26 protein-coding genes and 1 riboswitch are annotated in these 25,596 nt (G+C 72.9%); of the genes, 12 read left to right on the top strand and 14 right to left on the bottom strand.

What is annotated here, in order from left to right; all coding sequences use genetic code 11:
* Positions 1–26 precede the first annotated feature (26 nt).
* From GA0070604_RS02435 to GA0070604_RS02415, 5 genes are all read right to left on the bottom strand, one after another.
* Positions 27–908: a potassium-transporting ATPase subunit C gene (locus GA0070604_RS02435; protein WP_091113462.1), complete on the bottom strand. Its 882-nt coding sequence runs from the start codon at positions 906–908 to the stop codon at positions 27–29.
* Positions 908–3,103: a potassium-transporting ATPase subunit KdpB gene (kdpB, locus tag GA0070604_RS02430; protein WP_244161715.1), complete on the bottom strand. Its 2,196-nt coding sequence runs from the start codon at positions 3,101–3,103 to the stop codon at positions 908–910. The genes GA0070604_RS02435 and kdpB overlap by 1 nt, the downstream gene beginning before the upstream one ends.
* 20 nt (positions 3,104–3,123) lie before the next feature.
* Positions 3,124–4,779 carry a potassium-transporting ATPase subunit KdpA gene (gene kdpA / locus GA0070604_RS02425; RefSeq protein WP_091113459.1) on the bottom strand — a complete coding sequence of 552 codons (1,656 nt, stop codon included), beginning with the start codon at positions 4,777–4,779 and terminating at the stop codon, positions 3,124–3,126.
* Positions 4,779–4,868, bottom strand: coding sequence for a potassium-transporting ATPase subunit F (locus GA0070604_RS02420; RefSeq protein WP_091113456.1), 90 nt, complete (start codon positions 4,866–4,868; stop codon positions 4,779–4,781). Before GA0070604_RS02420 ends, kdpA begins: the two co-directional genes overlap by 1 nt.
* Positions 4,869–5,200: 332 nt before the next feature.
* On the bottom strand, positions 5,201–6,235 hold the full coding sequence (locus GA0070604_RS02415; protein ID WP_091113453.1) for an extracellular catalytic domain type 2 short-chain-length polyhydroxyalkanoate depolymerase: 1,035 nt from the start codon (positions 6,233–6,235) through the stop codon (positions 5,201–5,203).
* A 161-nt stretch (positions 6,236–6,396) separates the two neighbouring features.
* Between GA0070604_RS02415 and GA0070604_RS02410 the strand changes: the two genes are divergently transcribed.
* From GA0070604_RS02410 to GA0070604_RS02400, 3 genes are all read left to right on the top strand, one after another.
* On the top strand, positions 6,397–7,386 hold the full coding sequence (locus tag GA0070604_RS02410; RefSeq protein WP_167363386.1) for a glycoside hydrolase family 6 protein: 990 nt from the start codon (positions 6,397–6,399) through the stop codon (positions 7,384–7,386).
* Between the two features lie 121 nt (positions 7,387–7,507).
* The gene (locus tag GA0070604_RS02405; protein ID WP_208601961.1) at positions 7,508–8,263 is read left to right on the top strand and encodes an SAM-dependent methyltransferase; all 756 of its coding nucleotides are present in this window, start codon (positions 7,508–7,510) and stop codon (positions 8,261–8,263) included.
* 170 nt (positions 8,264–8,433) lie between these two features.
* Positions 8,434–8,859, top strand: a complete 426-nt coding sequence (locus tag GA0070604_RS02400) for an ATP-binding protein (protein ID WP_091113443.1) — start codon at positions 8,434–8,436, stop codon at positions 8,857–8,859.
* A 4-nt stretch (positions 8,860–8,863) separates the two neighbouring features.
* Here the strand turns inward: GA0070604_RS02400 and GA0070604_RS02395 are convergent, their stop codons facing one another.
* On the bottom strand, positions 8,864–10,219 hold the full coding sequence (locus GA0070604_RS02395) for an MFS transporter (protein WP_244161714.1): 1,356 nt from the start codon (positions 10,217–10,219) through the stop codon (positions 8,864–8,866).
* 94 nt (positions 10,220–10,313) lie between these two features.
* Between GA0070604_RS02395 and GA0070604_RS02390 the strand changes: the two genes are divergently transcribed.
* The 4 genes from GA0070604_RS02390 to GA0070604_RS02375 all read left to right on the top strand — a co-directional run bounded on the left by GA0070604_RS02390 (position 10,314) and on the right by GA0070604_RS02375 (position 14,010).
* Positions 10,314–10,883, top strand: a complete 570-nt coding sequence (locus tag GA0070604_RS02390; protein WP_091113436.1) for a TetR/AcrR family transcriptional regulator — start codon at positions 10,314–10,316, stop codon at positions 10,881–10,883.
* Between the two features lie 166 nt (positions 10,884–11,049).
* The gene (locus tag GA0070604_RS02385) at positions 11,050–12,309 is read left to right on the top strand and encodes a DUF2786 domain-containing protein (RefSeq protein ID WP_091113432.1); all 1,260 of its coding nucleotides are present in this window, start codon (positions 11,050–11,052) and stop codon (positions 12,307–12,309) included.
* Positions 12,310–12,409: 100 nt separating this feature from the next.
* Positions 12,410–12,769 (top strand): YciI family protein, encoded by a 360-nt coding sequence (locus GA0070604_RS02380; RefSeq protein ID WP_244162145.1) that lies wholly within the window; start codon positions 12,410–12,412, stop codon positions 12,767–12,769.
* Positions 12,766–14,010 carry an RNA polymerase sigma factor gene (locus GA0070604_RS02375; protein ID WP_091113429.1) on the top strand — a complete coding sequence of 415 codons (1,245 nt, stop codon included), beginning with the start codon at positions 12,766–12,768 and terminating at the stop codon, positions 14,008–14,010. The genes GA0070604_RS02380 and GA0070604_RS02375 overlap by 4 nt, the downstream gene beginning before the upstream one ends.
* Before the next feature lie 70 nt (positions 14,011–14,080).
* Here GA0070604_RS02375 and GA0070604_RS02370 read toward each other — a convergent pair whose 3' ends face one another.
* Genes GA0070604_RS02370 through GA0070604_RS02360 form a run of 3 tightly spaced genes read right to left on the bottom strand, consistent with a single transcriptional unit; the run spans position 14,081 to position 17,592 of the window.
* On the bottom strand, positions 14,081–16,357 hold the full coding sequence (locus tag GA0070604_RS02370) for a heavy metal translocating P-type ATPase (RefSeq protein ID WP_091113425.1): 2,277 nt from the start codon (positions 16,355–16,357) through the stop codon (positions 14,081–14,083).
* A 14-nt stretch (positions 16,358–16,371) separates the two neighbouring features.
* A complete protein-coding gene (locus tag GA0070604_RS02365; RefSeq protein WP_091113421.1) occupies positions 16,372–17,346 on the bottom strand; it encodes a hypothetical protein in 975 nt (324 codons plus the stop codon).
* A gap of 36 nt (positions 17,347–17,382) precedes the next feature.
* The gene (locus GA0070604_RS02360; RefSeq protein ID WP_091113418.1) at positions 17,383–17,592 is read right to left on the bottom strand and encodes a heavy-metal-associated domain-containing protein; all 210 of its coding nucleotides are present in this window, start codon (positions 17,590–17,592) and stop codon (positions 17,383–17,385) included.
* Between the two features lie 152 nt (positions 17,593–17,744).
* Here GA0070604_RS02360 and GA0070604_RS02355 point away from each other — a divergent pair, with 152 nt between their 5' ends.
* On the top strand, positions 17,745–18,044 hold the full coding sequence (locus GA0070604_RS02355) for a metal-sensitive transcriptional regulator (protein ID WP_046568942.1): 300 nt from the start codon (positions 17,745–17,747) through the stop codon (positions 18,042–18,044).
* 149 nt (positions 18,045–18,193) lie between these two features.
* Here the strand turns inward: GA0070604_RS02355 and GA0070604_RS02350 are convergent, their stop codons facing one another.
* Positions 18,194–18,817: a DUF305 domain-containing protein gene (locus GA0070604_RS02350; RefSeq protein WP_091113415.1), complete on the bottom strand. Its 624-nt coding sequence runs from the start codon at positions 18,815–18,817 to the stop codon at positions 18,194–18,196.
* Positions 18,818–18,904: 87 nt separating this feature from the next.
* The gene (locus tag GA0070604_RS02345) at positions 18,905–19,342 is read right to left on the bottom strand and encodes a DUF6153 family protein (RefSeq protein WP_141721213.1); all 438 of its coding nucleotides are present in this window, start codon (positions 19,340–19,342) and stop codon (positions 18,905–18,907) included.
* 185 nt (positions 19,343–19,527) lie between these two features.
* Between GA0070604_RS02345 and GA0070604_RS02340 the strand changes: the two genes are divergently transcribed.
* Both GA0070604_RS02340 and GA0070604_RS02335 read left to right on the top strand, forming a co-directional pair.
* Positions 19,528–20,859 (top strand): YibE/F family protein, encoded by a 1,332-nt coding sequence (locus GA0070604_RS02340; RefSeq protein WP_091113408.1) that lies wholly within the window; start codon positions 19,528–19,530, stop codon positions 20,857–20,859.
* Between the two features lie 139 nt (positions 20,860–20,998).
* Positions 20,999–21,129: riboswitch (cyclic di-AMP (ydaO/yuaA leader) on the top strand.
* A gap of 4 nt (positions 21,130–21,133) precedes the next feature.
* Positions 21,134–22,153, top strand: coding sequence for a coiled-coil domain-containing protein (locus tag GA0070604_RS02335; protein WP_091113404.1), 1,020 nt, complete (start codon positions 21,134–21,136; stop codon positions 22,151–22,153).
* A 22-nt stretch (positions 22,154–22,175) separates the two neighbouring features.
* Here the strand turns inward: GA0070604_RS02335 and GA0070604_RS02330 are convergent, their stop codons facing one another.
* On the bottom strand, positions 22,176–22,808 hold the full coding sequence (locus GA0070604_RS02330) for a carbonic anhydrase (RefSeq protein ID WP_091126849.1): 633 nt from the start codon (positions 22,806–22,808) through the stop codon (positions 22,176–22,178).
* Positions 22,809–23,009: 201 nt separating this feature from the next.
* On the opposite strand from GA0070604_RS02330, the gene GA0070604_RS02325 reads away from it, so the two are divergent.
* Positions 23,010–23,345: a helix-turn-helix transcriptional regulator gene (locus GA0070604_RS02325; protein ID WP_091113401.1), complete on the top strand. Its 336-nt coding sequence runs from the start codon at positions 23,010–23,012 to the stop codon at positions 23,343–23,345.
* 126 nt (positions 23,346–23,471) lie between these two features.
* Positions 23,472–24,710 carry a type VII secretion-associated serine protease mycosin gene (gene mycP, locus GA0070604_RS02320; RefSeq protein ID WP_244161713.1) on the top strand — a complete coding sequence of 413 codons (1,239 nt, stop codon included), beginning with the start codon at positions 23,472–23,474 and terminating at the stop codon, positions 24,708–24,710.
* Between the two features lie 191 nt (positions 24,711–24,901).
* Here mycP and GA0070604_RS02315 read toward each other — a convergent pair whose 3' ends face one another.
* Together GA0070604_RS02315 and GA0070604_RS02310 are read right to left on the bottom strand one after the other, a co-directional pair.
* Complete coding sequence (locus GA0070604_RS02315; protein ID WP_091113394.1) at positions 24,902–25,180, bottom strand: WXG100 family type VII secretion target; 279 nt, start codon at positions 25,178–25,180, stop codon at positions 24,902–24,904.
* A 28-nt stretch (positions 25,181–25,208) separates the two neighbouring features.
* Entirely contained in the window at positions 25,209–25,517 is a 309-nt protein-coding gene (locus GA0070604_RS02310) for a WXG100 family type VII secretion target (RefSeq protein ID WP_091113390.1), read from the bottom strand.
* Between the last annotated feature and the right edge of the window lie 79 nt (positions 25,518–25,596).

The raw sequence follows: 25,596 nt of genomic DNA, 5'->3' as shown, positions 1-25,596 counted from the left end.
AAGGGGCCCCTTCTTAACACCCCCGGTCAGCGAGCGGGGAACTGCCGGTCGAGCGCGAGGTTGAGGGCGAGCACGTCGACCGTGGGCTCGCCCATGAAGCCGAGCGCCCGACCGGTGGTGTGCTCGGACACCAGGCGCCGGATCACGGCCGGATCCGCGCCCCGTTCGCGCGCCACCCGGGTTACCTGGATCTCCGCGTACGCCGGGCTGATGTGTGGGTCGAGGCCGCTGCCGCCGGCGGTGACCGCGTCGGCGGGCACGGCCGGCGTGGCGGGGGCGTCGCCCCGGACCGGGGTGATGACGCCGCCGGCCGCGACCTGGTCCTCGCCCGGCTTCGCCAGTTCCACCGGCACGCCGTGCCAGGTGGCGACGAACGGGGTGGCGGGGGCGACCTGGTTGACACTGACCACCCGGGTGACCGGGCCGGTCAGCCCGTCGCGGTGGAACACGGCGAGCACCGCGCCGACCCCGTCCGCGGTGCAGTACGGTCGCCGTCCGTCGACGCCGTCGAGCTCGCCGATGGCCTTGCTCCGGGCGCAGACCTGGGTGAGCAGGCTCGGCGTGGACTCCGCCGGGTCGGTGGCGATGGTGTCGACCACGCTCTCCGGGCCCAGGTTGCTGGCCCCGGTGGCGGTGGGGTCGTAGCCGTCGCCGGCCGCCGACGGCCGGGACTGGAAATAGCGCGGTACGGGCCTGCCATCGGCGTCGGTGAACGACTGGCCGATCAGGGAGCTGCCCACGAGCCGGCCGTCGACGCCGACCAGCGAGCCGTCCGCCCGGTCGGCGAGGCCCGGGAGCCGGCCCACGGCGACCAGGGCGAGGGGGTACGCCAGTCCGAGCAGGACGGTGAACACGAGCAGCGCACGCAGCGCGGCCAGGTGTTGGGTGAGCCAGGAAGGAAGGCGCATCACGAGATCCCCGAAACGAACTGGACGAGCAGGTCGATGAGCTTGATGCCGAGGAACGGCACCACGATGCCGCCCAGGCCGTAGGCCAGCAGGTTGCGGCTGAGCAGCTTCGACGCGCTGGCCGGCCGGTAGCGCACGCCACGCAGGGCCAACGGGATCAGCGCGACGATGACGATCGCGTTGAAGATGACGGCCGACAGAATCGCCGACTCCGGGCTGGCCAGCCGCATGACGTTCAGCGCGTCCAGACTCGGGTAGATCCCGGCGAACATGGCTGGGATGATCGCGAAGTACTTCGCGATGTCGTTCGCGATGCTGAACGTGGTCAGCGCGCCCCGGGTGATCAGCAACTGCTTGCCGATCTCCACGATCTCGATCAGCTTGGTCGGATCGGAGTCGAGGTCGACCATGTTGCCGGCCTCCTTGGCCGCCGACGTGCCGGTGTTCATCGCCACGCCGACGTCGGCCTGGGCGAGCGCCGGAGCGTCGTTGGTGCCGTCGCCGGTCATCGCGACCAGCCGGCCGCCCTCCTGCTCCTTCTTGATCAGGGCGAGCTTGTCCTCCGGGGTTGCCTCGGCGAGAAAGTCGTCCACCCCGGCCTCGTCCGCGATCGCCCTCGCCGTACGCGGGTTGTCGCCGGTGATCATGACGGTCCGGATGCCCATCCGGCGCATCTCGTCGAAGCGCTCACGCATCCCGGACTTGACCACGTCCTTCAGATGGATGACGCCGAGCGCGCGGGCCGGTTCGCCGTCGACGTGCTCGGCCACCACCAGCGGCGTGCCGCCGATCCCGCTGATCTCGTCGACGAGTTGGCCCACCTCCTCGGTGGGGTGGCCGCCGTGCTCACGTACCCACTTCATCACCGCGGCGGCGGCCCCCTTGCGGATCCGCCGGCCCGGCGCGGACGTGGCGGTGTCGGGCGCTAGGTCGACGCCGCTCATCCGGGTCTGCGCGGTGAACGGCACGAAGGAGGCGTGCGGCATGAGACCCGGCTCGCGCTCGCGCAGGCCGAACTCGTTCTTGGCCAGGACGACCACCGACCGGCCCTCGGGGGTCTCGTCGGCGAGGCTGGACAGCTGCGCCGCGTCGGCGACCGTGGCCGCGTCCACCCCGTCGACCGGGAGGAACTCGGCGGCCTGCCGGTTGCCCAGGGTGATCGTGCCGGTCTTGTCCAGCAGCAGGGTGTTCACGTCACCGGCCGCCTCGACGGCCCGGCCGCTCATGGCCAGGACGTTGCGCTGCACCAGGCGGTCCATGCCGGCGATGCCGATCGCCGAGAGCAGCGCCCCGATGGTGGTCGGGATCAGGCAGACGAGCAGCGACGCCAGCACCACTCCGGCGACGCCGGCGTCGCTGATCGCGCCGGTGTCGGGGGCTGCCGCCTGCCAACCCTTCGAGAAGATCGCCAGCGGCTGGAGCGTGACGACCGCCAGCAGGAAGACGACGGTGAGCGCGGCCAGCAGGATGTTCAGCGCGATCTCGTTCGGGGTCTTCTGCCGGTTCGCGCCCTCGACCAGGGCGATCATCCGGTCGATGAAGCTCTCCCCCGGCCGCTGGGTGATCTTCACGACGATCCGGTCGGAGAGCACCCGGGTGCCGCCGGTGACCGCGCTGCGGTCCCCGCCGGACTCCCGGATCACCGGGGCGGACTCGCCGGTGATGGCGGACTCGTCGACGCTGGCGATGCCCTCGACCACGTCCCCGTCACCGGGAATGATCCCGCCCGCCTCGACCAGGACGATGTCGCCCTGCCTCAGCTCCGGGGCGGGCACCGCCTCGTCGCGGTAGCGGTTCGCCGCGGCGCCCGGGGTCCAGCCGATCAGTCGGGTGGCGACGGTGTCCTTCTTCGCCTGTCGCAGCGTGGCGGCCTGGGCCTTGCCCCGCCCCTCGGCGACCGCCTCGGCCAGGTTGGCGAAGAGCACGGTGAGCCACAGCCAGACCGTGACAGCCCAGGCGAACACCGACGGACCGGTGACCGCGAGCACGGTGGTGAAGAGCGCGCCGACCTCCACGACCAGCATCACCGGGTTACGCCAGAGCGTACGGGGATCGAGCTTGCGCACCGCCTCCGGCAGGGACCGGACGAGCTGCCTCGGGTCGAGCAGTCCCCCGCCGACCCGGTCGCCCCGGGTGGCGGGAGTGCCGGCGACCGGCTGCTCGCCGGTGCCTGGTGTCACAGACGTGACGGACATGTCCTCGTTCCTCATGGGGATCACAGCCCCTCGGCCAGGGGGCCGAGCGCGAGCGCGGGCAGGAAGGTCAGCGCCACGAGGATCACCGTGACGCCGACGACCATCCCGACGAAGAGCGGCCGGTGGGTCGGCAGGGTGCCCTCGGAGGCGGGCGTGGGCTGCTGCCGGGCCAGCGAACCGGCCAGGGCGAGCACGAACACGATCGGCAGGAACCGGCCGAGCAGCATGCACAGCCCGAGCGCGGTGTTCCACCACGGCGTGTTCACCGTGATGCCGGCGAACGCGGAGCCGTTGTTGTTGCTCGCCGAGGTGAAGGCGTACAGCACCTCGGACAGGCCGTGCGGGCCGACGTTCAACGCCGTCGCGTGGTGGCCGGTGGCGAAGGCGGTCGCCGTACCGACCAGCACCAGGGTCGGGGTGGTCAGGAAGTACAGCGACGCGAGCTTGATCTCGCGGGCGCCGATCTTCTTGCCCACGTACTCCGGGGTGCGGCCCACCATCAGGCCGGCGACGAAGACGGTGACCACCGCGAGGATCAGCAGGCCGTAGAGACCGGAGCCGACCCCGCCCGGGGCCACCTCGCCGAGCATCATGTTGACGATCGGCGTCATCCCGCCGAGAGCCGTGTACGAGTCGTGGGACGAGTTCACCGCCCCGGTCGAGGTGAGCGTGGTGGCGGCGGCGAAGGTGGCCGAGTTCGACCCGCCGAACCGGACCTCCTTGCCCTCCAGCGCCGCCCCGACCGCTTGCGGGACCGTGCCGTGGGCGGACAGCTCGAAGACGTTGGTGAGGGTGACGCCGGCCAGCGCGAGGATCGCCATCACCGCGGCGATCGCGTACCCCTGGCGGTGCTGGCCGACCATCCGGCCGAAGACCCGGGGCAGGCTGAACGGGATGACCAAAATCAGGAAGATCTCCAGCCAGTTGGTCCAGGCCGTCGGGTTCTCGAACGGGTGGGCGCTGTTGGCGTTGTAGAAGCCGCCGCCGTTGGTGCCCAGTTCCTTGATGACCTCCTGGCTGGCCACCGGGCCGCCGGTGATCGTTTGCGTACCGCCGGTCAGGGTGGTGACGGCGGTGCCGTCGGAGAGGTTCTGCACCACGCCGCCGAGCATCAGCACGAGCGCGCCGAGCACGGCGATCGGCAGCAGCACGCGCAGGGTGATCCGGGTCAGGTCGACCCAGAAGTTGCCCAGCTCGCCGCTGCGGCTGCGGGCGAACCCGCGTACCAGGGCCACCGCCACCGCGATGCCGACCGCCGCCGAGACGAAGTTCTGCACCGCCAGCCCGGCCATCTGCACCAGATGGCCCATGGTCGACTCACCCGGGTACCACTGCCAGTTCGTGTTGGTCACGAACGAGACCGCGGTGTTCCAGGCACCGTGCGGGGCCACCGCGTCGAAGCCGAGGCTCAGTGGCAGGTGGTCCTGCACACGCTGGAGGGCGTACAGGAACAGGACCGAGACCGCGGAGAAGGCGAGCACGGCGCGGGCGTACACCCCCCAGGGCTGCCCGGCGGCGGCGTTCACCCCGACCAGGCGGTAGATCGCCCGCTCGACCCGGGTGTGCCGGGTCCCGGTGACCACCCGGTGGAGGTGGTCACCCAACGGCCGGTACGCGGCGACCAGCGCCACGACCAGCGACAGCACGAAAAGGGTGCCGGCGGCCGTCGTACCCATCAGAACCGCTCGGGGAAGAGCAGGGCGACGACCATGAGCACGCCCAGGCCGATCGCCAGCACCAGACCGGCGGCGTTCACCGCGCTCACAGCTTCTCCACCCCCCGGACCAGGAGGGCAAGGGCCGCGAACAGCACCACCGTCACCAGCACGAACACCACGTCAGACACGGCTGACTCCCCTTAACCGGAGATGTCTCCGCGACCGCCTTCCGGCCGCGCCGGGCAATCACAACGCGGTGCCCGCCGCACGGACAGGGGTCATAACGCGACCGTGACGACGCCGCCCGGTTTCTTGACGCGTTCTTCACGGACGCCGCCGCAGTGCCCGTCCGGCGCGAGGTCACGCCGCCGACCCGGACGGCACCGCCGCCCGGGTCGGCACCGGAAGGATCTGTACGTGGTGGTCCTGCCGGCGGTCCGTCAGCCGCCCAGCCGGCGGACCATGTTCATGATCGTCTCGATCTGGGCACCGCCCTTGATCGGATAGTTGGTGGCGCCGAGGTAGCCCCACCAGTCCCAGCAGCCGTTCGGATTCGCCCCGGTCGCGATCGCCTGCGGATAGAGCACGATCAGCCGGTTGGTGTCGGCGTACTGGTTGAGGTTGGCCCGGTCCACGAAGGCGGTGCCGACCTTGGCGTACCCCTGGGCGCAGCCGTGCAGGGCGACCAGCAGGCGGCAGGTCTGGCCGGCCGCGCAGGCGCTCGGGACGTACGCGAATCCACTGGCGTCCATGCTCAGCCCGTTGGCCCAGCCGTTGACCGCGAAGCTGTCCTGGCTGTAGCGGATGAGCGTGCCGCCGAGCGGGCCGGTGTTCGGCGCGGAGACCCCGCCGAGCAGCTTGCCGAGGAAGGCGCCCTGCGGGTCGGTGCCGCAGTCGTTGAGGAACGGTGAGGCGGTCGCCGTGCAGCCGGCCGTGCCGTACGGGGTGACCCAGGCGTGGCCGGCGGCGCTGCCGGAGTCGTACCGGACGCTGGCGCCGAAATCCTGGTAGTAGCGGACCAGGTCATCGGTGACCGACTTCTTCACGGTGTTGTCGTTGCCACCGTGGTAGACGTACACCGGCTGGCCGGAGAGGTTGCCGGTGCCGTCGACCCAGCCGTACGCCGCCCAGGTGCGGGTGTAGTTCTCCAGGGTGGACACGTACGTCGGGTAGATGTTGTCGCCGCAGCCGTAGAGCGCCTGGGCGACGTTGTTCTGCGCGCAGTAGTACGGGCCGGCGGCGAAGACGGCCGCGCCCCGGATCCGCGCCGAGTACGCGACCTGGAGCTGGGTGGCCAGGTACCCGCCGGAGGAGACCCCGGCGACGTACACGCCGGAGACGTGGTAGGTGCTGAGCGAGCCGGAGACCGGGGTCTTGGTGTACGGCGTGCCGGCCGCCCGGGCGGCGGTGCCGCCCGGCAGGGCCAGGAGGAGGGCCGCGGTGAGGGTGGCGGCGGCTTTCCACGGTGTCTTCATGGCGTTCTCCCGTCGGAGCGCCGGCGGGACGGCCGGCGTGCCGAGACGCTAACGTGATATCGACCACAGCGGATATCCGTACGGCCGACACCTCCGGGTCGCCGCCCGTGTGGGTCACCCACCGGACGCGGGCGGTGGCGCGCCGCGCCTACGGTGGTCGGGTGCACCGCGTCCGGCTCGCCGCCACCCTGACCGCCGTACTCCTCACCGCCCTCACCGGGTGCGGTGGCAGCGACGCGGAGTACGCACCACTGCGGCACCCCTTCCGAGGCGCGACCCTGCTCGTGGACACCGACAGCCCGGCGGCGCACTGGCGTGACGACCACCACGCCGCCTGGCTGGACCCCATCGCCCGAACCCCGCAGGCCCACTGGCTGACCGGCCCGGAGGACCTGGCCGACCTGCGCCCGTACCTCGCCGCCGCCCGGGCCCGGAAGGCGCTCCCGGTGGTGGTCATCTACCACATTCCGAACCTGGACTGCGCCGGTCCGGACGGCGGCGGCGCCAGCGGCCCGGCCGCGTACGCCCGGTTCGTCCGACGGGTCACGGAGGTGCTCGGGGACAGCCGGGCCGCCGTCATCCTGGAGCCGGACGGGGTGGCCGCCGAGTGCTTCGACGACGCCCGGGCACGCATGCTCGCCGAGGCCACCCGTACCCTCGCCGACGCGGGACACCACGTCTACCTGGACGCGGGGCACCCGCACTGGCGTGCTGCCGAGGAGACCGCCGAACGCCTGCACCGCTCCGGCATCGCCCGGGCGGAGGGCTTCTCGGTGAACGTGGCCAACCGGCAGTCGACCGCCGACAGCCATCGCTGGGGGCGGCGGGTGTCGGACCTGGTCGGGGGCCGGGAGATGGTCATCGACACCTCCCGCAACGGCCTGGCCGCCCCGCCGGGCGACCAGTGGTGCAACGCCTCCCCGCAGGCCCTCGGCCAGCCACCGACCACGGAACCGAGGCTGGACCGGGTGGCCGCGCTGCTCTGGATCAAAAACCCGGGCGAATCGGACGGGCCGTGCGGTAGGGGTGAACCCGCGCCGGGGGTGTTCTCGCCCGCTCAGGCCCGCGCCCTGATCGCGGCCGCGCCCTGGCTACCGGCTGCGGCGCGAGGGGCGGCAGCCCAGGCCAGCCCACCGGGAGATTCCGATTGAGGACACCTGGACCGACCGTTAGCCTCGCGAGGTGACTTCGAGGATGTGAAAGAGGGTGTTCTGGTGCCCGTGCTCAGCGCGATGAACCGAGTCGACCTGTCCCACGGACCCACCTTCTGGAGTGACGACATTGGATCTGCCACGTAGCTTCACCATCCGCGAGGGCGACCTCCGGATCCTCAACCCGTTCGACGCCGGCAAGCTGGCCACCCTGGGCCGGGCGATCAAGCTCGCCCCCGGCACGTCGATCCTCGACCTGTGCAGTGGCAAGGGCGAGCTGCTCTGCGCCTGGGCCCGGGATCACGGCGTGACCGGCACCGGGGTGGACATCAGCACCGCCTTCACCGCGGCGGCCCGGGAACGCGCCGCCGAGCTGGGTGTCGCGGACCGGGTCCGGTTCGTGCACGGCGACGCCGCGACGTACGTACCCGAGGAGGCCGTCGACCTGGCCGCCTGCGTCGGCGCCACCTGGATCGGCGGGGGTGTGCCCGGCACCCTGGAAATCCTGGAGCGCGGCCTGCGCCCCGGTGGGATGGCCCTGGTCGGGGAGCCGTACTGGCGGCGTGACCCGCCCGACCAGGAGGCCGTGGCCGGCTCCCACGCCCGGTCGCGGGACGAGTTCCGGGACCTGCCCGGGCTGGTCCGGCTCTTCGGCGAGTGCGGCTGGGACCTGGTGGAGATGGTCCTCGCCGACCAGGACAGCTGGGACCGGTACGCGGCGGCGCACTGGCTCAACCTGCGCCGTTGGCTGGACGCCAACCCCGACGACGAGTTGGCCGGACAGCTACGCCGGGAGCTGACCGAGGACCCACTGCGGTACGTCCGCTACCAGCGCGAGTACCTGGGTTGGGGAGTCTTCGCCCTGCTCCGGAGGTGACCGTCCCGGGGCGGCTCCGAAGCCGGTGAGCCGCCCCGGGGACCGGCCTGCCGCCACCCGCCACGGACGACCGGGGCGACTCGGCCGCGGCGCGGTTCGCCGGGCCGGTGAACGGCAGGGCGATGTACCCGACCGGCATAGCGGGCAGCCACGCAGGGTAAGGCAGGATCATGGGTCAGCTCCGCACGTCGCCGCTGCCGCCACGGGCCACCGAGTTGGAGCGGTGGGGTCTCGGCACGCCCGCGGAGCTACGCGAGCTGCGGTCCTCGCTGCGCGACGCGTTGACCCGGCACGGCCTGGTTCAGGGCGAGGACCTGGACGAGGTGCCGCACCTGGTCGTCCTCGTCGCCACCGAGCTGGCGAGCAACGCGCTGCGGCACGGCCTGCCGCCGACCAGCGTCGCCCTGCTCGCCGCCGACGACTGTTTCATCCTCGACGTGGCCGACCACGACCTCGGCACGGTCCCCGAACTGATCGACACCCACCCGCTCGACTCGGGCGGGCGCGGGCTGCTGCTGGCCCAGTCGGTCTCCTTGGCGGTCGGCTGGTACGCCACCAAGCGCACGAAGAACATCTGGGCCTCGTTCCCCCGTTGACCGATCAGGCCCGGGACTCGGCGGCCCGGGGCAGGAGCTGCACCAGCAGCGCGATCGCGGCGGTGACCGCGATCAGATACCAGAGCCCGTGCTGAAACGCGGGGAGCACCCCGTCCCGCAGGCTGCCGAAGAAGACGATCCCGATGATGCCGACGCCGACCGCTGCCCCGACCTGCTGGGCGGTGGTCAGCACGCCTGCGGCCGCGCCCGCGTGCCGCGGTGCGACCTGGGCGAGCACGGTGCCCATGATGGGGGCCAGCGCCAGGCCCATTCCGATCCCGTCCACCAGCAGCGCTGGCACCAGCCAGCCGACCGGCCACTGCCCGGTCACGGCGACGAGCAGCACGGCCAGCGCCACGGCCCGGGTCAGCCCGCCGGCCGCGATCACCTGTCGGCCGTACCGGGCCACCAGGCGGGACGCGGCCAGCGAGGCGCCCAGGTAGCCGACGCCGATCGGCACGAAGAAGAGTCCGGCCCGTAGGGCGTCCAGGCCGCGGCCCTGCTGCGCGTAGAGGGCGAAGATCAGGAAGTACGCGGCCATCCCCATGGTGAAGGCGAGCTGGGTGAGCAGACCGGCGGAGAAGGCCCGCTCGCGGAAGAGCGCCGGGTCGATCAGCGGCTGGTCGTGCCGGCGCCGGACGTACGCGACGAGGAGCGCCCCGGCGAGGGCGAACGAGAGCCAGGTCCACCACGGCCAGCCCTGCTCGCGGCCCTCGATAAGCGGCAGCAGAATCCCGACCAGCGCGGCGGTCACCAGCAGCGCGCCGCCCCCGTCGAGGCGTACGCCGGCCGCGCCCCGGCTTTCCGGCACCACTCGGCGGACCAGCGCGAGCGCGGCCGCACCGATCGGGACATTGATCAGGAAGCAGGCCCGCCAGCCCAGACCGAACAGGTCGGCGTGGATGAGCAGCCCCCCGATGAGCTGCCCGAACACCGCGGCCAGCCCCATCGTCAGGGCGTAGGCGTTGATCGCCCGCACCTGGGCGGCGCCCTGATAGGTAGTGCGGAGGAGTGCCAGCACCTGCGGGGCGAGCAGCGCCGCCGAGGCCCCCTGGGCGACCCGCGCGGCGATCAGCGTGCCGGCGTTGGGGGCGAGCCCGCAGGCCACCGACGCGAGGGTGAACAGGGCGAGCCCGACGGTGAACACCCGACGCCGGCCGGCCAGGTCGCCCAGCCGGCCACCGAGGATGAGCCCCGATCCGTAGGCCAGGCCATAGCCGGCGACCACCCACTGGATCTGGGCGGCGCTGGCGTGCAGATCCCGCTGGGTGCTGGGGATCGCCACATTGACTATGAAGAAGTCAAGGATGGTCATGAAGATCCCGGCCAGCACGGTCGGCAGGGCCGCGGGCGACACCATGTCCGCCGATGGAGATAGAACGTTCGATCTACTCATGCCGAGGATTAGATCGACTGGTTGTTCTACCGTCAAGTCCCGTGCCAGAATCGGCGCCATGACCGACCGACCCGGCCCCCGGGAACGCCTCCTCGCCGCCGCCCGCGACCTCACCTACCGCGAGGGGGTGCACGTCGGCGTCGACGCGATCCTTAAGCAGGCCGACGTCGCCCGCCGCTCGCTCTACCAGCATTTCGGCGGCAAGGACGGGCTGGTCGCCGAGGTACTGCGTACGTCGACGGTGCCGGGCCGCTATCAGGAGGCGATGCGGCGGGGTGGCGACGACCCCCGGGAACGGATCCTGGCCGTCTTCGACGAGCTGGAGATGACCACCGCCAGCCCCACCTTCCGTGGCTGCCGCTACACCGCCGCCGAGCTGACGCTGACCGACCCGGCGCACCCGGCGCACGCCGAGATCCGGGCGTACAAGGACTGGCTCCACCAACTTTTCGCCGACGAACTGGTCCGGTACGGCCACCCCGATCCGGACCTCGCCGCCGACCAGCTGCTCGTGCTGATCGACGGGGTGCTCGCCCACGCGGTGACCCGCCCCGACGCCCATCCCGCCCACGCCGCGCGCGGTCTGGTGGAACTCCTCCTCGACGCGGCCCGCCCTGCCGCCGAATAACCCGCCCGGCGCGGTCGTTCTCGACCAGCAGCAGGCGGGGCCGGGGCCTCTCGGTACCGTTCCTGGGGCCGGACGGGTTGCGGCACCAGGCGCCGTCCCACCGACGCGACGGCCCGACCTGCCGCACGCGGCATGCCGCCGGACGACGCCGAGGAGAGGAGGGACCGTGCCGGACGCCGAACAACTGCTCGCCGACGCCCTCGCGGCCACCCGCGGCACCGACGTACGCCAGACCGAACGCGCCCTCGACCGGCTCGTGGTCGGCGACGGCCCGGCGGTGGACGCGGCGCTGCTCGCCCGCCTGGTCCGCGGCGTGGGACGGCTCTGGCCTCGGGGCTGGCAGCCGGTCGACCTGGACCGGATCGCGACCCGGCGGCTGACGGCGCGCGGCGTACGGCTGCTCCGCGACGTGCTGGCCGCCCAGCGCCGGGAGCAGCCCGGCCCGGTCCCACCGTGGTTCGCGGACCAGCTCGCCGAACTCGGCGCGCGCTGGGACGGCGACGCCGGCTGGCTGAACCGGTTGGCCGGCGGCGACCGGATCACCGGGCTGCGGGACGCCGTCGACGCGCTCGCGCTGGTCGAAGGGCTGCCGCCGATCGCGGTGCTCCGCCCGCCGCCCGGCGGCCCGGCCGCCGCCCCGCGCGCCACCGCCCCGGCCGGCGGGTCGCGGATGCTGGACCGGGTACGCGCGCTGCTGGCCAAGGCCGAGTCGACCACCTTCGCGGCCGAGGCGGAGGCGCTCACCGGGAAGGCGCAGGAGCTGATGGCCCGGCACAGCATCGACGCGGCGCTGCTCGACGCGACCGCCGAACGACCGGACCAGCCGAGCGGCGTCCGGCTCGGCACCGACGCCCCGTACGCGGCGGCGAAGGCGCTGCTGATCCAGGAGGTGGCGGCGGCGAACCGGTGCGAATCGGTCTGGTCCGACGACCTCGGCTTCGCCACCGTGCTCGGCTTCCCCGCCGACCTGGCGGCGGTCGAGCTGCTGCACACCTCGCTGCTGGTGCAGGCCACCACGGCGATGCTGCGCGGCCGGGGCGAACGCCGTACGGACAGCGGCCGGGGCGAACGTCGTACGGACAGCGGCCGGGGCGAACGCCGTACGGGCGGTGGGCGGCGTACCAAGGGGTACGACGAGTCGTTCCTCAACGCGTTCGCGCTACGGATCGGGGAGCGGCTGCGGGCGGCCACCTCGGCGGCGGACCGGGCAGCGGCCGAGGAGCGTGGCGACGACCGGCTGCTCCCCGTGCTCGCCGCCCGCTCGGACGCCGTCCGGGAACGCGTCGACCAGCTCTTTCCCGGCGTCACCCGGCACCGGCTCCAGGTACGCGACGCCGAGGGCTGGGCCTCGGGCACCTCGGCCGCCGACCGGGCCTCGCTCGACGTCGGCTCCCCCGGCCACCGCGCGGTGCGTCGGGGCCGCTGAATTTTCTCCGGGAGGATGTCGGATCGGACGGCCCGGCTCCGACCCGTACCACGAGAGGTCACCGCCGGTGGCCCGGACCCGAGGAGTGACCGTGAAGTACATGCTGCTGATCTGGAACCGGCCCGGCTTCGTCGAGGAGCTGTCCGAGGAGGAGCGGACCGCGATCTTCGGTGGGGTCGACCAGATCATGAAGGAGCTGACCGAGTCCGGGGAACTGGTCGGCGGCGAGGCGCTGGCCCACCCGTCGCAGACCCGTACGGTCCAATCCCGCGCCGGTGGCGTCGAGATCACCGACGGGCCGTTCGTGGAGAGCAAGGAGCAGTTCGCCGGCTACCTGATGGTCGACTGCGAGACCCCGGAGCGGGCCGCCGAGATCGCCGCGAGCTGGCCGGACGTGCAGCGGGGCTTCGGTGTGCTGGAGGTCCGGCCGGTGATGGCGGAGGCCGGGACGGAGATGTGACAACTTCGAGCGTCGAGGACCTGCTGCGCGCCCTCGCGCCGCAGGTCCTCGGCGTGCTCGTCCGCCGGCACGGCCAGTTCTACGCCTGCGAGGACGCCGTACAGGAGGCGCTGCTCGCCGCCGCCACCCAGTGGCCGGAGCAGGGAGTCCCGAACCACCCCCGCTCGTGGCTGGTCACCGTGGCGACCCGTCGGCTCACCGACGAGTGGCGCAGCGAGCGGGCCCGCCGGGATCGCGAAGTCGCGGTGGCGGTCCGGGAGCCGGCGTACGCGGCGGTCGCACCGCCCGCCGACGAGGAGCCGCCGAGCGGGGACGACACGCTGAAGCTGCTGTTCCTCTGCTGCCATCCGGGGCTCACCCGCTCCGGCCAGGTGGCGCTCACGTTACGGGCGGTCGGCGGGCTGAGCACGGCGGAGATCGCCCGGGCGTACCTGGTGCCGGAGGCGACGATGAGCCAGCGGATCCGCCGGGCGAAGCAGCGCATCGAGGCCGCCGGGGCCAGGTTCGTCATGCCCTCGCCCGCCGATCGCGACGAGCGGCTGCGCGCCGTGCTGCACGTGCTCTATCTGATCTTCAACGAGGGTCACACCGCCTCCAGCGGCGGTGAGCTGCACCGAACGGAGCTGACCGGGGAGGCGATCCGGCTGGCCCGGGAGCTGCACCGGCTGCTCCCTGACGACGGCGAGGTCACCGGGCTGCTGGCGTTGATGCTGCTCACCGACGCGCACCGGGCCGCGCGGACCGGCCCCGGCGGGGAGCTGATCCCGCTGTCCGAGCAGGACCGCACTCGCTGGGACCGGGCCGAGATCGAGGAGGGGATCGCCCTGGTGACGGAGGCGCTGACCTGGTCACCGCCCGGCCCGTACCAGGTGCAGGCGGCGATCGCGGCGGTGCACGCCGAGGCGCCGACGGCGGCGGAGACGGACTGGCCGCAGATCGTCGGGCTCTACCGGGTGCTCGCCCGGATCGCGCCGAACCCGATGGTCACCCTCAACCAGGCCGGCGCGGTGGCCATGGTGGACGGCCCCCGGGCCGGGCTCGCCCTGCTGGCGCCGCTCGCCGCCGACGAGCGCACCGCCGGACACCACCGGCTCGCCGCCGTCCGCGCCCACCTGCTGGAACTGGTCGGCGAGCCGGACGAGGCGCGGGAGGCGTACCTGGCCGCCGCGCGGGCGACCACCAGCTGGCCCGAGCAGCGCTACCTGGAGGTACGCGCCGCGCGGCTGGCCGCCGAGCGGTGAACCCGCCGGGGTGAACGGCCGCGCCGCCACCGGCTCCGGACGGACCGGGCCGGCGGCGGACGCGGGTATCTCAGGCGACCGAGTGGAAGCGCCGCAGCCGGAGGCTGTTCGCCACCACGAAGACCGACGAGAAGGCCATCGCGGCCCCGGCGATCATCGGGTTGAGCAGGCCGGCGGCGGCCAGCGGCAGGGCGGCCACGTTGTAGGCGAAGGCCCAGAACAGGTTGCTCTTGATGATGCGCAGCGTCCGCCGGGAGAGCCGGATGGCGTCCACGGACGCCATCAGGTCGCCCCGGACCAGGGTCAGGTCGGAAGCCTCGATCGCCACGTCGGTGCCGGTGCCCATGGCCAGCCCCAGGTCGGCCTGGGCCAGTGCGGCGGCGTCGTTGATCCCGTCGCCGATCATGGCGACCGTCCGTCCCTCGTCCTGGAGCCGGCGTACCGCGTCGACCTTGTCGGCCGGCAGCACCTCGGCGATCACCTGCTCGATGCCGACCTCGGCGGCCACCGCCCGGGCGACCGTGGCGTTGTCGCCGGTGAGCAGCACCGGGGTGAGCCCCAGCTCGCGCAGTCCCGCGATGGCGGCCCGGCTGGTCGGTTTCACCACGTCGGCCACCGCGAGCACGCCCCGGGCCCGGCCGTCCCAGCCGGCGAGGATCGCCGTCCGGCCGGCGGCCTCCGCGTCGGCCGCGGCCCGCACGACCTCCTCCGGTACGTCGAGGCCCCGCTCCCGCAGCAGCCGGAGCCGCCCGACCACCAGGTCCCGGCCGTCGACCGACCCGGTCACGCCGAGCCCTTCGACATTGGCGAAGCCGCTGACCGCCGGCACCGGGCCGGCCTGCGCCGCGCCGTCGGCGACCGCCCGGGCGATCGGGTGCTCGGACGCGGCCTCCAGCGCGCCGGCCAGCCGCAACAGCTCGTCGGCGTCCTGACCGGCGGCGGGGAGCACGTCGACCAGGGTCATCCGCCCGGTGGTCACCGTGCCGGTCTTGTCCAGCACCACGGTGTCGACCTGGCGGGTGGACTCCAGCACCTCCGGCCCCTTGATCAGGATGCCGAGTTGGGCGCCCCGCCCGGTGCCGACCAGCAGCGCGGTCGGCGTCGCCAGCCCGAGCGCGCACGGGCAGGCGATGATCAGCACGGCCACCGCGGCGGTGAACGCGGCGGTCGTACCGGCCCCGCTGCCGAGCCACCAGCCCAGTGTGCCGGCGGCCAGCGCGATCACGATCGGCACGAAGACCCCGGAGATCCGGTCGGCGAGCCGCTGCACGGCCGCCTTGCCGGTCTGCGCCTGCTCCACCAGCTTGGCCATCTGGGCGAGCTGGGTGTCCCCGCCGATCCGGGTGGCCCGGACCACGAGCCGGCCGCCGGCGTTGACGGTCGCGCCGACCACGGCGTCGCCGGGCCCGACCTCGACCGGCACCGACTCGCCGGTGAGCATGCTGGCGTCGACCGCCGAGGTGCCGTCCTCGACCACGCCGTCGGTGGCGACCTTCTCGCCGGGGCGAACCACGAACCGGTCCCCGACGACGAGCTGGTCCACCGGGATCCGGGTCTCCTGGTCGCCGCGCAGCACCGCGACGTCCTTGGCGCCGAGTTCGAGCAGGGCCCGCAGCGCGGCCCCCGCGGTGCGCTTGGAGCGGGCCTCGAAGTAGCGGCCGGCCAGGATGAAGACGGTGACGCCGGCCGCCGCCTCCAGGTAGATGTTGCCGCCGCCGTCGGTGCGGGCGATGTCGAAGCTGAACGGGTGGGTCATCCCGGGCATCCCGGCGTCGCCGAGGAAGAGCGCCCAGAGCGACCAGCCGAACGCGGCGATGGTGCCGAGCGACACCAGGGTGTCCATGGTCGCCGCGCCGTGCCGCAGGTTGATCCAGGCGGCCCGGTGGAAGGGCAGCCCGCCGTAGACGACCACCGGGGCGGCCAGGGTCAGCGACAGCCACTGCCAGTAGTCGAACTGCCAGGCCGGCACCATGGCCAGCAGGATCACCGGCACGGCCAGCACCGCCGACACCCACAGCCGGGTACGCAGCCCGCGCAGCTCGTCCACCGGCTCGGCGGTCGCCTCGGCGGTGGCCTGTGCGGGCGGCGGCGGTACGGCGGCCGTGTAGCCGGTCTTTTCCACGGTGGCGATCAGCTCGTCCGGGGTGACGTCGTCGGCGTACCGGACGGTGGCCTTCTCCGTGGCGTAGTTGACCGTGGCCTCGACGCCGTCCATCCGGTTGAGTTTCTTCTCGATCCGGGCGGCGCAGGAGGCGCAGGTCATGCCGCCGATCGCGAGCTCGATCAGGTTCGGCGCGACCGGCAGGGAGGAAGAGCCCGCGCGGGGGCTTTTGGCGGTCGATGTCATCGCGGCACCTCCGGTCAATTGTGCGCGTGACCGGGGACGCCGTGTCCGGTGTCCGGGGTCGGTGCGGTGGTGGTGGCCGGCGCCTCCGGCGCCGGAACGGCCTGGTCGCCGGCGACGACGGTGAACTCCGCGGTGTGCACCGCGTCGCCGTGCCGGAAGTCCAGGAAGAGGCGGTACGTCCCGGCCGAGGGCACCTCGGCGGCGAAACCGACCGCCGGCCCGGCCGGGGTCCGCCCGTCGCCGGGCGCGCCCTCCGGGTGCACGTGCAGGTACGCCAGGTCGCCCTGTCGCAGCGCCACCAGGTGCCCGTACGCGCCGAGGTAGGGCTGGAGGTCGGTGACCGGTGTCCCGTCCCGGCTGATCGTCAGGGTGAGCTGGCTGGTGCGGCCGGGCTGCGGGGCACCGTTCAGGGTGACGGTGTAGCCGTCGACGGTGGTGCTGGTCGCGGGCGCGGGCAGCGGGCGTTCCGCCAGCTCGCCGGGGACGGTGACGTCGACCCCGAGCGTCAGCGGCTCGCCGCCGGTCGGGGTGAAGTCGGCGAACGCCCGCCAGACGCCGGGGCCGGCTAGCGGCGAGGCGACCCGCCAGGTGCCGTCGGTGGCCAGCTCCGGGTGCACGTGCCGGAAGCCGGAGAGGTCGCGGCGGGCGACGATCAGGTGCATGCTCTTGTCGTGCGCCACGTCGTAGCGGGTGACCGGCTGACCGTCGGGCCCGGTGATCCGGAAGGCGAACTCGCCGGTGGGGGCGGCCACCGGTTGCAGGGTGTAGCCGCGGTCGGAGACGAGCAGCCCGCCGGGCAGGTGGTCGGTGGCGCCGGCTGCGTGACCGTCGCCGGGGTGGGCGGCCTCGGTGTGGCCGGCGTCGGTGCCGTCGTGGCGGGTCTCGGCGGCCGGGGTGACGGGGCCGGTCAGCTGGCCGACCCCGTACGCCGTGCCGAACACCGCCGCGAGGCCGAGGGTGAAGCCGCTCAGCTTCGTCGCCGTGTTCATGGTGTTACCTCGGTTTCTTCGGGTCTGGCGGACCCGTCACGCCCCGACGAGGTCGTATCCGGCCTCGTCCACGGCGGCGCGGACGGTGTCCGTGTCCAACGGGCTCTCACTGGTGACGGTGACCTGGCCGGAGGCCAGGTCGACCTGGACGTCGCTGACGCCCGGGATCGCGCCCACCTCGGTGCTGACCGAGTTGACACAGTGCCCGCAGGTCATGCCCTGCACCTGGTACGTGGTGGTGACCATGGCGAATCTCCCTTCCCACCGCCTCCGACCTTATACCCCCTAGGGGTAATTCAACCCGAGGCGACTGCCACTCTCCCGTTACCGTTACCCGGTGGGGGTATCGGCCATGGAGAAGATAGCATACCCCCGAGGGGTACGCTATCCTGGATTTCATGACCGCACCGACGACCCCGACCCGGGGCTACACCGCCAGCAAGGACCAGCTGCTCGCGCGGCTCCGCCGCATCGAGGGCCAGGTCCGCGGCATCGAGAAGATGGTCGAGGACGACCGCTACTGCATCGACGTGCTGACCCAGATCTCCGCCATCCAGGCCGCCCTCGACAAGGTCGGCCTCGGCCTGCTCGACGGGCACGCCCGCCACTGCATGCACGAGGGCGCCGCCGAGGGCCGCGCCGACGAGATGGCCACCGAGATGATGGCCGCCGTCGGCCGGCTGATGAAGCGCGGCTGAGCCGATCCCTCCGGCCCGACGCAGCCTCGCAAGGTCGTACTCGATTCAGGAAGTAGTGGCATCGGAGCAGGTCTGACACCACTCGATCCATGGTTCTGCACGATCTTGCGAGGCGCGGCGCGGCACGGCGCGAGAACGGCGGTGGCGGGTCAGCGGCGGTCGAGCCGCTTCCGCATCGCGTCGATCTCGGCCCGCTGGGTGTCGACGATCCGCTGGGCGAGCGCCCGGGCCTCCGGGTCGGCTCCCCGGGCCAGCTCGTCCTCCGCCATCCTGATCGCGCCCTCGTGGTGGGCGATCATCATGGCCAGGAACTGCCGGTCGAAGTCGGCGCCCGAGGACGCCGTCAGCTTCGCCATGTCGGCGGCGGACATCATCCCCGGCATGCCGTGATCCATCTCCGGCATCCCGTGGCCGGCGCTCGCCGACGGGACCGGCCGGCCCCAGGCGGCGAGCCAGCCGGTCATGGTGGCGATCTCCGGTGCCTGGGCCGCCCTGATCTGCTCGGCCAACTTCTTCACCTCGGGGTCGGCGGCCCGCCCCTCGGCCAGCGCGGCCATCTCCACGGCCTGCCGGTGGTGCGGAATCATCATCTGGGCGAACATCGCGTCGGCGTCGCCGAACGAGGCCCCGGCGGAGGGCGAGCCGCTGCCCGCCGAGCCGGTGCCGGGGTGGGTGGTCGAATGATCGGTGCCGCCGCAGGCGGCTAGTGCGAGAGCCGCGACGGCGGTCGCGCCGGCCAGGGCGGTCCGGCGCACGAGGGTACGAGTGAACACGGTTGGGCCTTTCGGTGTCGGAAGGTACGCAGCGGACGGCGGACGCGGGTCACCGGTTTTCGTCCGGTCCACCCGCGCCGGGGCGTCCTATCTGCGCAGCACCGACACCGCCGCCAGGCGCAGCCCGTACGGCCGGAGCGGCGGGGCGCGCGGCCCACGGGTGGCCCGGTGCGGGCGGCCGAGGCCCGGCCCGGCGAGCCGCGACGCGGCCCGTAGCAGCACGGTGACCAGCAGCGCCACCGCGAACGCGCCGAGGACCGCCAGGCACACGCTCCATCCGGACGGGTCGCCGCCGAGGTCACGTAGCGGCAGCACGCCCGCGTGGCAGCCGTCACCCGGGCAGGTCTCGACCGCGGCCAGCGCGGCGACGGCCGGGTGGTGCCCGCTGTCGTGCCCGCCGGACCGACCGGCGGGACCATGTGCGCCGTGGCCGAGGGTGTGCATGGCGGCCAACCCGACCAGCGTGCAGAGCAGCAGCAGGAGCCGGGCCATCCGCCCGGTCATCGGCGCCGCCTTCGTACGCACGTCGACCACGCTAACCGGTGCGGCCGGGCCGGCCGCGGGGAACCCGTCGATCGGGTCGCTCCGGGCCGGCCTGGCTACCATTCCCCGCGATGACTGGCGCCGCCGCCCCCGTGCGCCTCCGCCGGCCCGGTGAACCGACCAGCCCGGCGACACGTCTCCGGCTGTGAATCGTTGGGAGTTTCGCCATGGGCGCCGACCACACCCGTCCCGCTCCGTCCGCCCCGCCCGGCGTACGACGGATCCTCGTCGCGACGGTGGTGCCGCTGTTCCTGGTCACCGTGGTCGCCGCGCTCGTGCTCTGGCCACGGGACACCCGGGAGCCGGCGGGCAGCGCGGACGTGCCGCGCTACCACGGCACGGTGACCCGGGTGGTGACCGAACCCTGCCCACCGGCACCGGAGACGCCGGAGGGCGACCCGGGGGGCTCCACCGGCCCCTGCGGTACGGTCACCGTCGCCGCCGAGCAGGGCCCGGACGCCGGACGGCAGGTCGAGGCACCCGTCCCGGCCGGCCCCGGCGCGCCCCGGGTCGAGGTGGGCGACGCGGTCGTGCTGGTCGAGTTGGCGGACCCGGCCGACCCGGCGACGAAGAGCTACCAGATCGCCGAACACCAGCGCGGCGCGCCACTGGCCTGGCTCGCCGTGCTCTTCGCCGTCGCCATCGTCGCGTTCGGCCGCTGGCGCGGGTTGGCCGCGCTGGGCGGCCTGGTGGCGAGCTTCGCCGTCCTGCTCGGTTTCGTGCTGCCCGGGATCGCCGGCGGCCAGCCGCCCCTGCTGGTGGCGATCGTCGGGTCCGCGCTGATCATGTTCGTGGTGCTCTACCTGACCCACGGGATCTCCGCGCAGACCTCGGTGGCGGTGCTCGGCACCCTGGGCAGCCTGGTGCTGACCGGCGTCCTCGGCGCCCTGGCCACCGCGGCCACCCACCTGACCGGCTTCGGCAGCGAGGACGCCACCACCCTGTCGATGTTCCAGAGCGACGTCGACCTGCACGGGTTGCTTCTGGCCGGCATCATCATCGGCTCGCTCGGTGTGCTGGACGACGTCACCGTCACCCAGGCCGCCACGGTCACCGAGCTGGCGTACGCGAACCCGGGGCTGTCCCGGATCCAGCTCTACCGGGCGGCCACCCGGGTGGGCCGCGCGCACATCGCCTCCACGGTCAACACGATCGTGCTGGCGTACGCGGGCGCTTCGCTGCCGCTGCTGCTCCTGCTCGTCGCCGACTCACGCCCGCTGAGTCAGATCCTGACCAGCGAGTTCCTGGCCCAGGAGATCGTCCGTAGCATCGTGGCCACGCTCGGCCTGATCGCCGCCGTACCGCTGACCACCGGGCTGGCCGCGGTGGTCACCGCCGCCGGCCGGCGCGCCGGGTCGGAGACCGAACCGCCGGAGCGGCCCGCCTCCCGGCCACCGGCGGAGCGGGACGACGCCCTGGCGGCGCTCGGCGGGGCGGTCGCGGGGCGGCGCGGGCCGCAGGGGAACACGGAGGACGCATGGCGAGACTCCACAGCGTGATCACGGGTTCCAAACGCGACGCCGGTCACGCAGGGCGACGACGAAATCGCACTATTGGTCGGCTTCCGGACGTAGATCGCCGCGGGGACTCTCAGGTAACGTCGCTGCCGGTCACCGCCGAAGGCGCGCAGCGGCGCCTGCGGTGCCGCCGCCCAATCGCCCGACGGCGAGCCGGGGAACCAGGTACGAGGGGTGAATCCGCGTCAGCGGTAGGGGCCACTTCCGCCCCGAACCCGGCAGCTAACCCGGTCGGCGGTCGACGGAAGGGAACACTGTGACGGCACCCCTGCGCCACTGGTTGACACCCGTGGTGGCCGTACTCGCCGCGTTCGCCATCGTCGCCGGGCCGGCCCCGGCGCTGGCCGCGCCGACCAACCCCACCCCCTCGGGGCACGAGGAGGACAACGATCCTCCGCTCATCACGGACGTCATCGACGCCACGAACCGCGCCTACCTCCAGGCCAAGGCGAAGCTGGAGAAGTCGAAGAAGCGCCAACTCCAACTGGCCATCGAGGTACGCGCCGCGCAGGCCGAACTCGACGCGCTGCGCCCACAGGTCGGCCAGGTCGCCGCGCAGTCGTACCGCACCGGCCGGATCGGTGCGGTGGCCGTGCTGCTGGAGAGCAACTCGCCCGACTCGTTCGTCCAGCGGGCCGCCGCCCTGGACGAGCTGAACCTGGTCAACGGGCAGCGGCTGGCGGCGATCAACGCGGCGAAGACCCGTGCGGAGCAGGCCAAGCTCGCGCTCGACGCCGAGGTGCGCGAGCAGGAGAAGCAGAAGAACGCGATGGCGCGGGAGAAGGTCGCGGCGGAGAAGGCGTTGGCGCTGGTCGGCGGGAAGGGCTTCACCGGCGGTCTGGTCTCGGCCACCTCGCCGGTGGCCCGGATCGGTCCCGGTCGCACCGCCGACGGCGGCTGGAAGCCCGAGTCGTGCAGCGCGGACGACCCCACCACCTCGGGCTGTATCACCCCGCGCACCCTGCACGCCTACAAGGAGGTCCGGCGGGCCGGCTTCAACCGCTTCGCCGGCTGCTACCGGCCTGGTGGGCCGTGGGAGCATCCGAAGGGTCGGGCCTGCGACTGGTCGTTGCAGAACAGCGGCTTCGCGCCCTGGCACAACAACGACACCCGGATGTACGGCAACAACCTCGCCGCCTTCCTCATCCGCAACGCCGATCGGCTGGGCATCTACTACGTGATCTGGAACCGGCAGATCTGGTTCCCGGCGACCGGTTGGAAGTCCTACAGCGGCCCCTCCAACCACACCGACCACGTCCACATGTCGCTGCTCTAGCCGTCGTACGCCGAGGGGCGCGTCAGACCACCGTCGTGGTCGGCGTGCCCGCCGGCACCTCGGCCACCGTCCGCACCTCGCCCGCGCTGAGCCGGTACGACATGCCGACCACCCCGCACCGGCCGACGGCCACCAGGTCGGCGAGCACGGCGGACCGGGCCAGCAGCGCCTCCACGGTCTGCGCGATGTGGATGTCGACGATCCCGTCCACGTCCTCGATGCCCTGCCGGGCGGCCCGGCGCAGGCTGGGCACGACGGCCTCGACCACCGCCCCCAGGTGCCCGGCCGGGGAGGTGCCGGTGGCGACCGCTTCGCGGGCGGCCTGCACCGCCCCGCAGGAGTCGTGCCCGAGCACCACGACCAGCGGTACGCCGAGCACGGTGACCGCGTACTCGACGCTGCCGAGCACCTCGGGGCCGACGGTGTGGCCGGCGGTCCGCACCACGAAGACGTCTCCGAGGCCACGGTCGAAGATGATCTCGGCAGCGAGCCGGGAGTCGGAGCAGCCGACAATCACCGCGAAGGGGTGCTGGCCGTCGGCGACCGCGGCCCGGTGGCCGGCGTCCTGGTTCGGATGCCGGGGTACGCCCGTGACGAAGCGACGGTTGCCGGCGTACAGCTCGGCGAGCGCCTGTTCGGGAGTGGTCGGCGTCACGGCAGTCACCTCGTCCTCGCGTGGAACGACCTGGTCAACCCGGTCGGCGGCGGAGACGGCCGCGGGAACCACCGTCACACCCACAGCCAAGATACGTCAAGATTTACGTGATACAGGTTTCATGTGTTGCCGAGCGCTTGACCTGACGGCAGCGGGAGCGGGCCGGGGCAGGAGCCGGGACGCCCCGCCCGGGGCCATACCATGACCATCATGGCGACGACAGCGCGCGAGAACGGGAGCGGCCGTAACTGGACCTTCCTCACCAACCACGGGCACGTGCTGCTGGCCATCGCGCGCAACCCGACCGCGCGGCTGCGGGACGTGGCCGACGAGGTGGGGGTGACCGAGCGGGCCGCCCAGGCGATCGTCGCCGACCTGGAGGCCGGTGGTTACCTGCGCCGCACCCGGGTGGGGCGGCGCAACGAATACACGATCAACCCGAGCGGCCACTTCCGGCACCCGGCGGAGGCCGACCAGCAGGTCGGCGCCCTGCTCGCCCTCTTCACCGCCGAGCCGGCCACCGGTCCCGGCGCCTGACGCCCACGCCCCGCCGCGCCCACCGGAGAGCGGGCCGGTGACGGGTGGCCGACCCATCGCCCCGGCCGCCCGGTGGAGCACACTCCCGGCACCCTGCGGCGGGCGTGGCGACGGTAATCTCAGCGCGTGCGTGACAGCTTGCGGCCGGACGGGACGACGGTGAGCGTCCGTACCGGACACCGGTTCCGATCCGTCCTCTGTGGAGCTGCGGTCACGGCGCTGCTCGGCGGTCTCCTGGCCCCGCCGGCACCCGCCCTGGCCGCGCCCAAGTGCGGTCCGACCGGCAATCCCGCGCCCACCGAGAGGCCCTGGGCACTGGACCGGCTCGACCCGTCCGGGGCCTGGCGGATCACCCGGGGTGCCGGGATCACGGTCGCGGTCATCGACTCGGGTGTCTCACCCGACCACCCGCTGCTGCGCGGCCGGGTGCTCGACGGCACCGACTTCAACAACCTGGCGAAACTCAAGGGGCAGTGCGACCTGGCCGGCCACGGCACCCTGGTGGCGGGCATCATCGCCGGCCGGGACGACACCGGCACGCCGTACAGCGGGATCGCGCCGGAGGCGAAGATCCTGCCGATCCGCGTCCTCGCCGACGGCAAGCGCAGCATGGACAAGTCGATCCCGGCACAGATCGGCCACGCCATCGACTGGGCGGTCAACCACGGGGCCGACGTGATCAACCTGTCCCTGGTCACGCTGGACGACCCGGCGCTGAAGAAGGCCGTCGACCGCGCCCTCGACAAGGGCGTGATCGTGGTGGCCGCCGCCGGCAACCGGCAGGAGAACGAGCAGGAGCCGTCCGAGTACCCGGCCGCGTACCCGGGGGTCATCGCCGTCGCCGGGATCGACGACAAGGGCGAACACGTCGGCACGTCGGTCACCGGCGACTACGTGGACATCGCCGCGCCCGGACTGAACATCATCGGCCCAGCGCCGCAGGGCTCGGGATACCTCGCCGAGCCGCAGGGCGGCACCAGCTTCGCCGCGGCGTACGTCTCCGGGGTCGCCGCCCTGGTCCGCGCCGCCCACCCGAAGATCACCCCGAAAGAGGTCGCCCTCCGGCTGACCCAGACCGCCGACAATCCGCCGGACGGGCACAACGCCGAGGTCGGTTACGGGATGGTCGACCCCTACCGGGCGGTGACCAGCCTGCTGGGCACGCGCAGCGACCCACCGCTCGGCGCGATGCCGGAGCCGGTCCCGCCGGCCGACCCGCTGGCCTGGCAGCGGGTCGTGGCGGCCTGGGCGGCCGTGGTCGGAGCGGCGGCGGCCGGCGTCCTGCTGGCGCTCCGGCCGATCCTGGCCCTCGGCCGCAGGCGCGGCTGGCGACCCGGACGACGGCCGGCCGAGGTGGACGCCTGAGCCCAGCCCCGGACGACGGCGGCGGGGTGGACGTCTGAGCCCGCCCCGGGGCGGGCGTCGGGCCGCTCCCGGCGCTGCCACCACAGCTCGCACCTGGACGGCGGCGGTACGCCAGCCGCCGGCATCCTCCGAAAAGCACTGCGGCCCCGTCCCGGCCGAACCGGGGCGGAGCCGCAGAGGGATCGGTCAGATCAACCCCAGAGCTTGGAGTTGCTCATCTCGGTGGTCATGTAGTTCTCGCGAGCGATGCCGACCGCCTGGCCGATGTCGTTCAGGACTCGGTTGATGTCCCGCACGGCCGCGTCCCACTGAGCCTGGTGGTGCTGGTAGGCGGCGCGGTCCTCGCCCTCCCACTCGAGCTTGGTCAGCATCGAACGCAGCGTGTCCAGCTTCTCGTCGATGGTCCGCGAGATGGTCTGCATCTGCTGGTTGCTGCTCTCGAGGACAGCGTAGTCAACCTTGATGCTCATCGGTTCCTCCTCTGCCTGGCTACGCGGATCACGGGTTGAGAGCAGCGTGGAACTTGTCCAGCATCTGCTGCTGCTCTTCGTCGTTGACCTGGTGCGTCGTGCCCGACTTGTCGAGCAGGTCAGCGATGTTGTCCATCGCCGTCAGCAGCTTGGTCGTGTCCTCGTTCCAACGCGTCATCAGGTTCTGGAAACCCGTGGACGCCTGACCCTTCCAAGCCATCGCCAGGTCGTCGACCACGTTCCACAGCTTCTTGAGCTCGCCGTCGACGTCGCTGCGCGTGGACCGCACGTCACTCGCGGCGGTGTGCAGAGTCGCTGCACTGACCTCGAACGCCATGCTTCACACCCTTCCGTCATCTTCGTGGCGGCGGATCCGCCGCGCCCCTCCCCCGCGGCAAGGCGAACGCACCCCACCG

The sequence above is a fragment of the Micromonospora eburnea genome, assembly GCF_900090225.1.
In the GTDB taxonomy this organism is placed as follows: Bacteria; Actinomycetota; Actinomycetes; order Mycobacteriales; family Micromonosporaceae; genus Micromonospora; species Micromonospora eburnea.
Note: the sequence above shows the minus strand (reverse complement) of the source record. Positions and strands in the feature narration are given on the sequence as shown.

Coding starts and splice junctions, on each gene's coding strand:
- GA0070604_RS02435 (WP_091113462.1), bottom strand. CDS start 908: ATGCGCCTTCCTTCCTGGCTCACCCAACACCTGGCCGCGCTGCGTGCG.
- kdpB (WP_244161715.1), bottom strand. CDS start 3,103: ATGTCCGTCACGTCTGTGACACCAGGCACCGGCGAGCAGCCGGTCGCC.
- kdpA (WP_091113459.1), bottom strand. CDS start 4,779: ATGGGTACGACGGCCGCCGGCACCCTTTTCGTGCTGTCGCTGGTCGTG.
- GA0070604_RS02415 (WP_091113453.1), bottom strand. CDS start 6,235: ATGAAGACACCGTGGAAAGCCGCCGCCACCCTCACCGCGGCCCTCCTC.
- GA0070604_RS02400 (WP_091113443.1), top strand. CDS start 8,434: ATGGGTCAGCTCCGCACGTCGCCGCTGCCGCCACGGGCCACCGAGTTG.
- GA0070604_RS02395 (WP_244161714.1), bottom strand. CDS start 10,219: ATGGTGTCGCCCGCGGCCCTGCCGACCGTGCTGGCCGGGATCTTCATG.
- GA0070604_RS02390 (WP_091113436.1), top strand. CDS start 10,314: ATGACCGACCGACCCGGCCCCCGGGAACGCCTCCTCGCCGCCGCCCGC.
- GA0070604_RS02380 (WP_244162145.1), top strand. CDS start 12,410: ATGCTGCTGATCTGGAACCGGCCCGGCTTCGTCGAGGAGCTGTCCGAG.
- GA0070604_RS02370 (WP_091113425.1), bottom strand. CDS start 16,357: ATGACATCGACCGCCAAAAGCCCCCGCGCGGGCTCTTCCTCCCTGCCG.
- GA0070604_RS02365 (WP_091113421.1), bottom strand. CDS start 17,346: ATGAACACGGCGACGAAGCTGAGCGGCTTCACCCTCGGCCTCGCGGCG.
- GA0070604_RS02360 (WP_091113418.1), bottom strand. CDS start 17,592: ATGGTCACCACCACGTACCAGGTGCAGGGCATGACCTGCGGGCACTGT.
- GA0070604_RS02355 (WP_046568942.1), top strand. CDS start 17,745: ATGACCGCACCGACGACCCCGACCCGGGGCTACACCGCCAGCAAGGAC.
- GA0070604_RS02340 (WP_091113408.1), top strand. CDS start 19,528: ATGGGCGCCGACCACACCCGTCCCGCTCCGTCCGCCCCGCCCGGCGTA.
- GA0070604_RS02325 (WP_091113401.1), top strand. CDS start 23,010: ATGACCATCATGGCGACGACAGCGCGCGAGAACGGGAGCGGCCGTAAC.
- GA0070604_RS02315 (WP_091113394.1), bottom strand. CDS start 25,180: ATGAGCATCAAGGTTGACTACGCTGTCCTCGAGAGCAGCAACCAGCAG.
- GA0070604_RS02310 (WP_091113390.1), bottom strand. CDS start 25,517: ATGGCGTTCGAGGTCAGTGCAGCGACTCTGCACACCGCCGCGAGTGAC.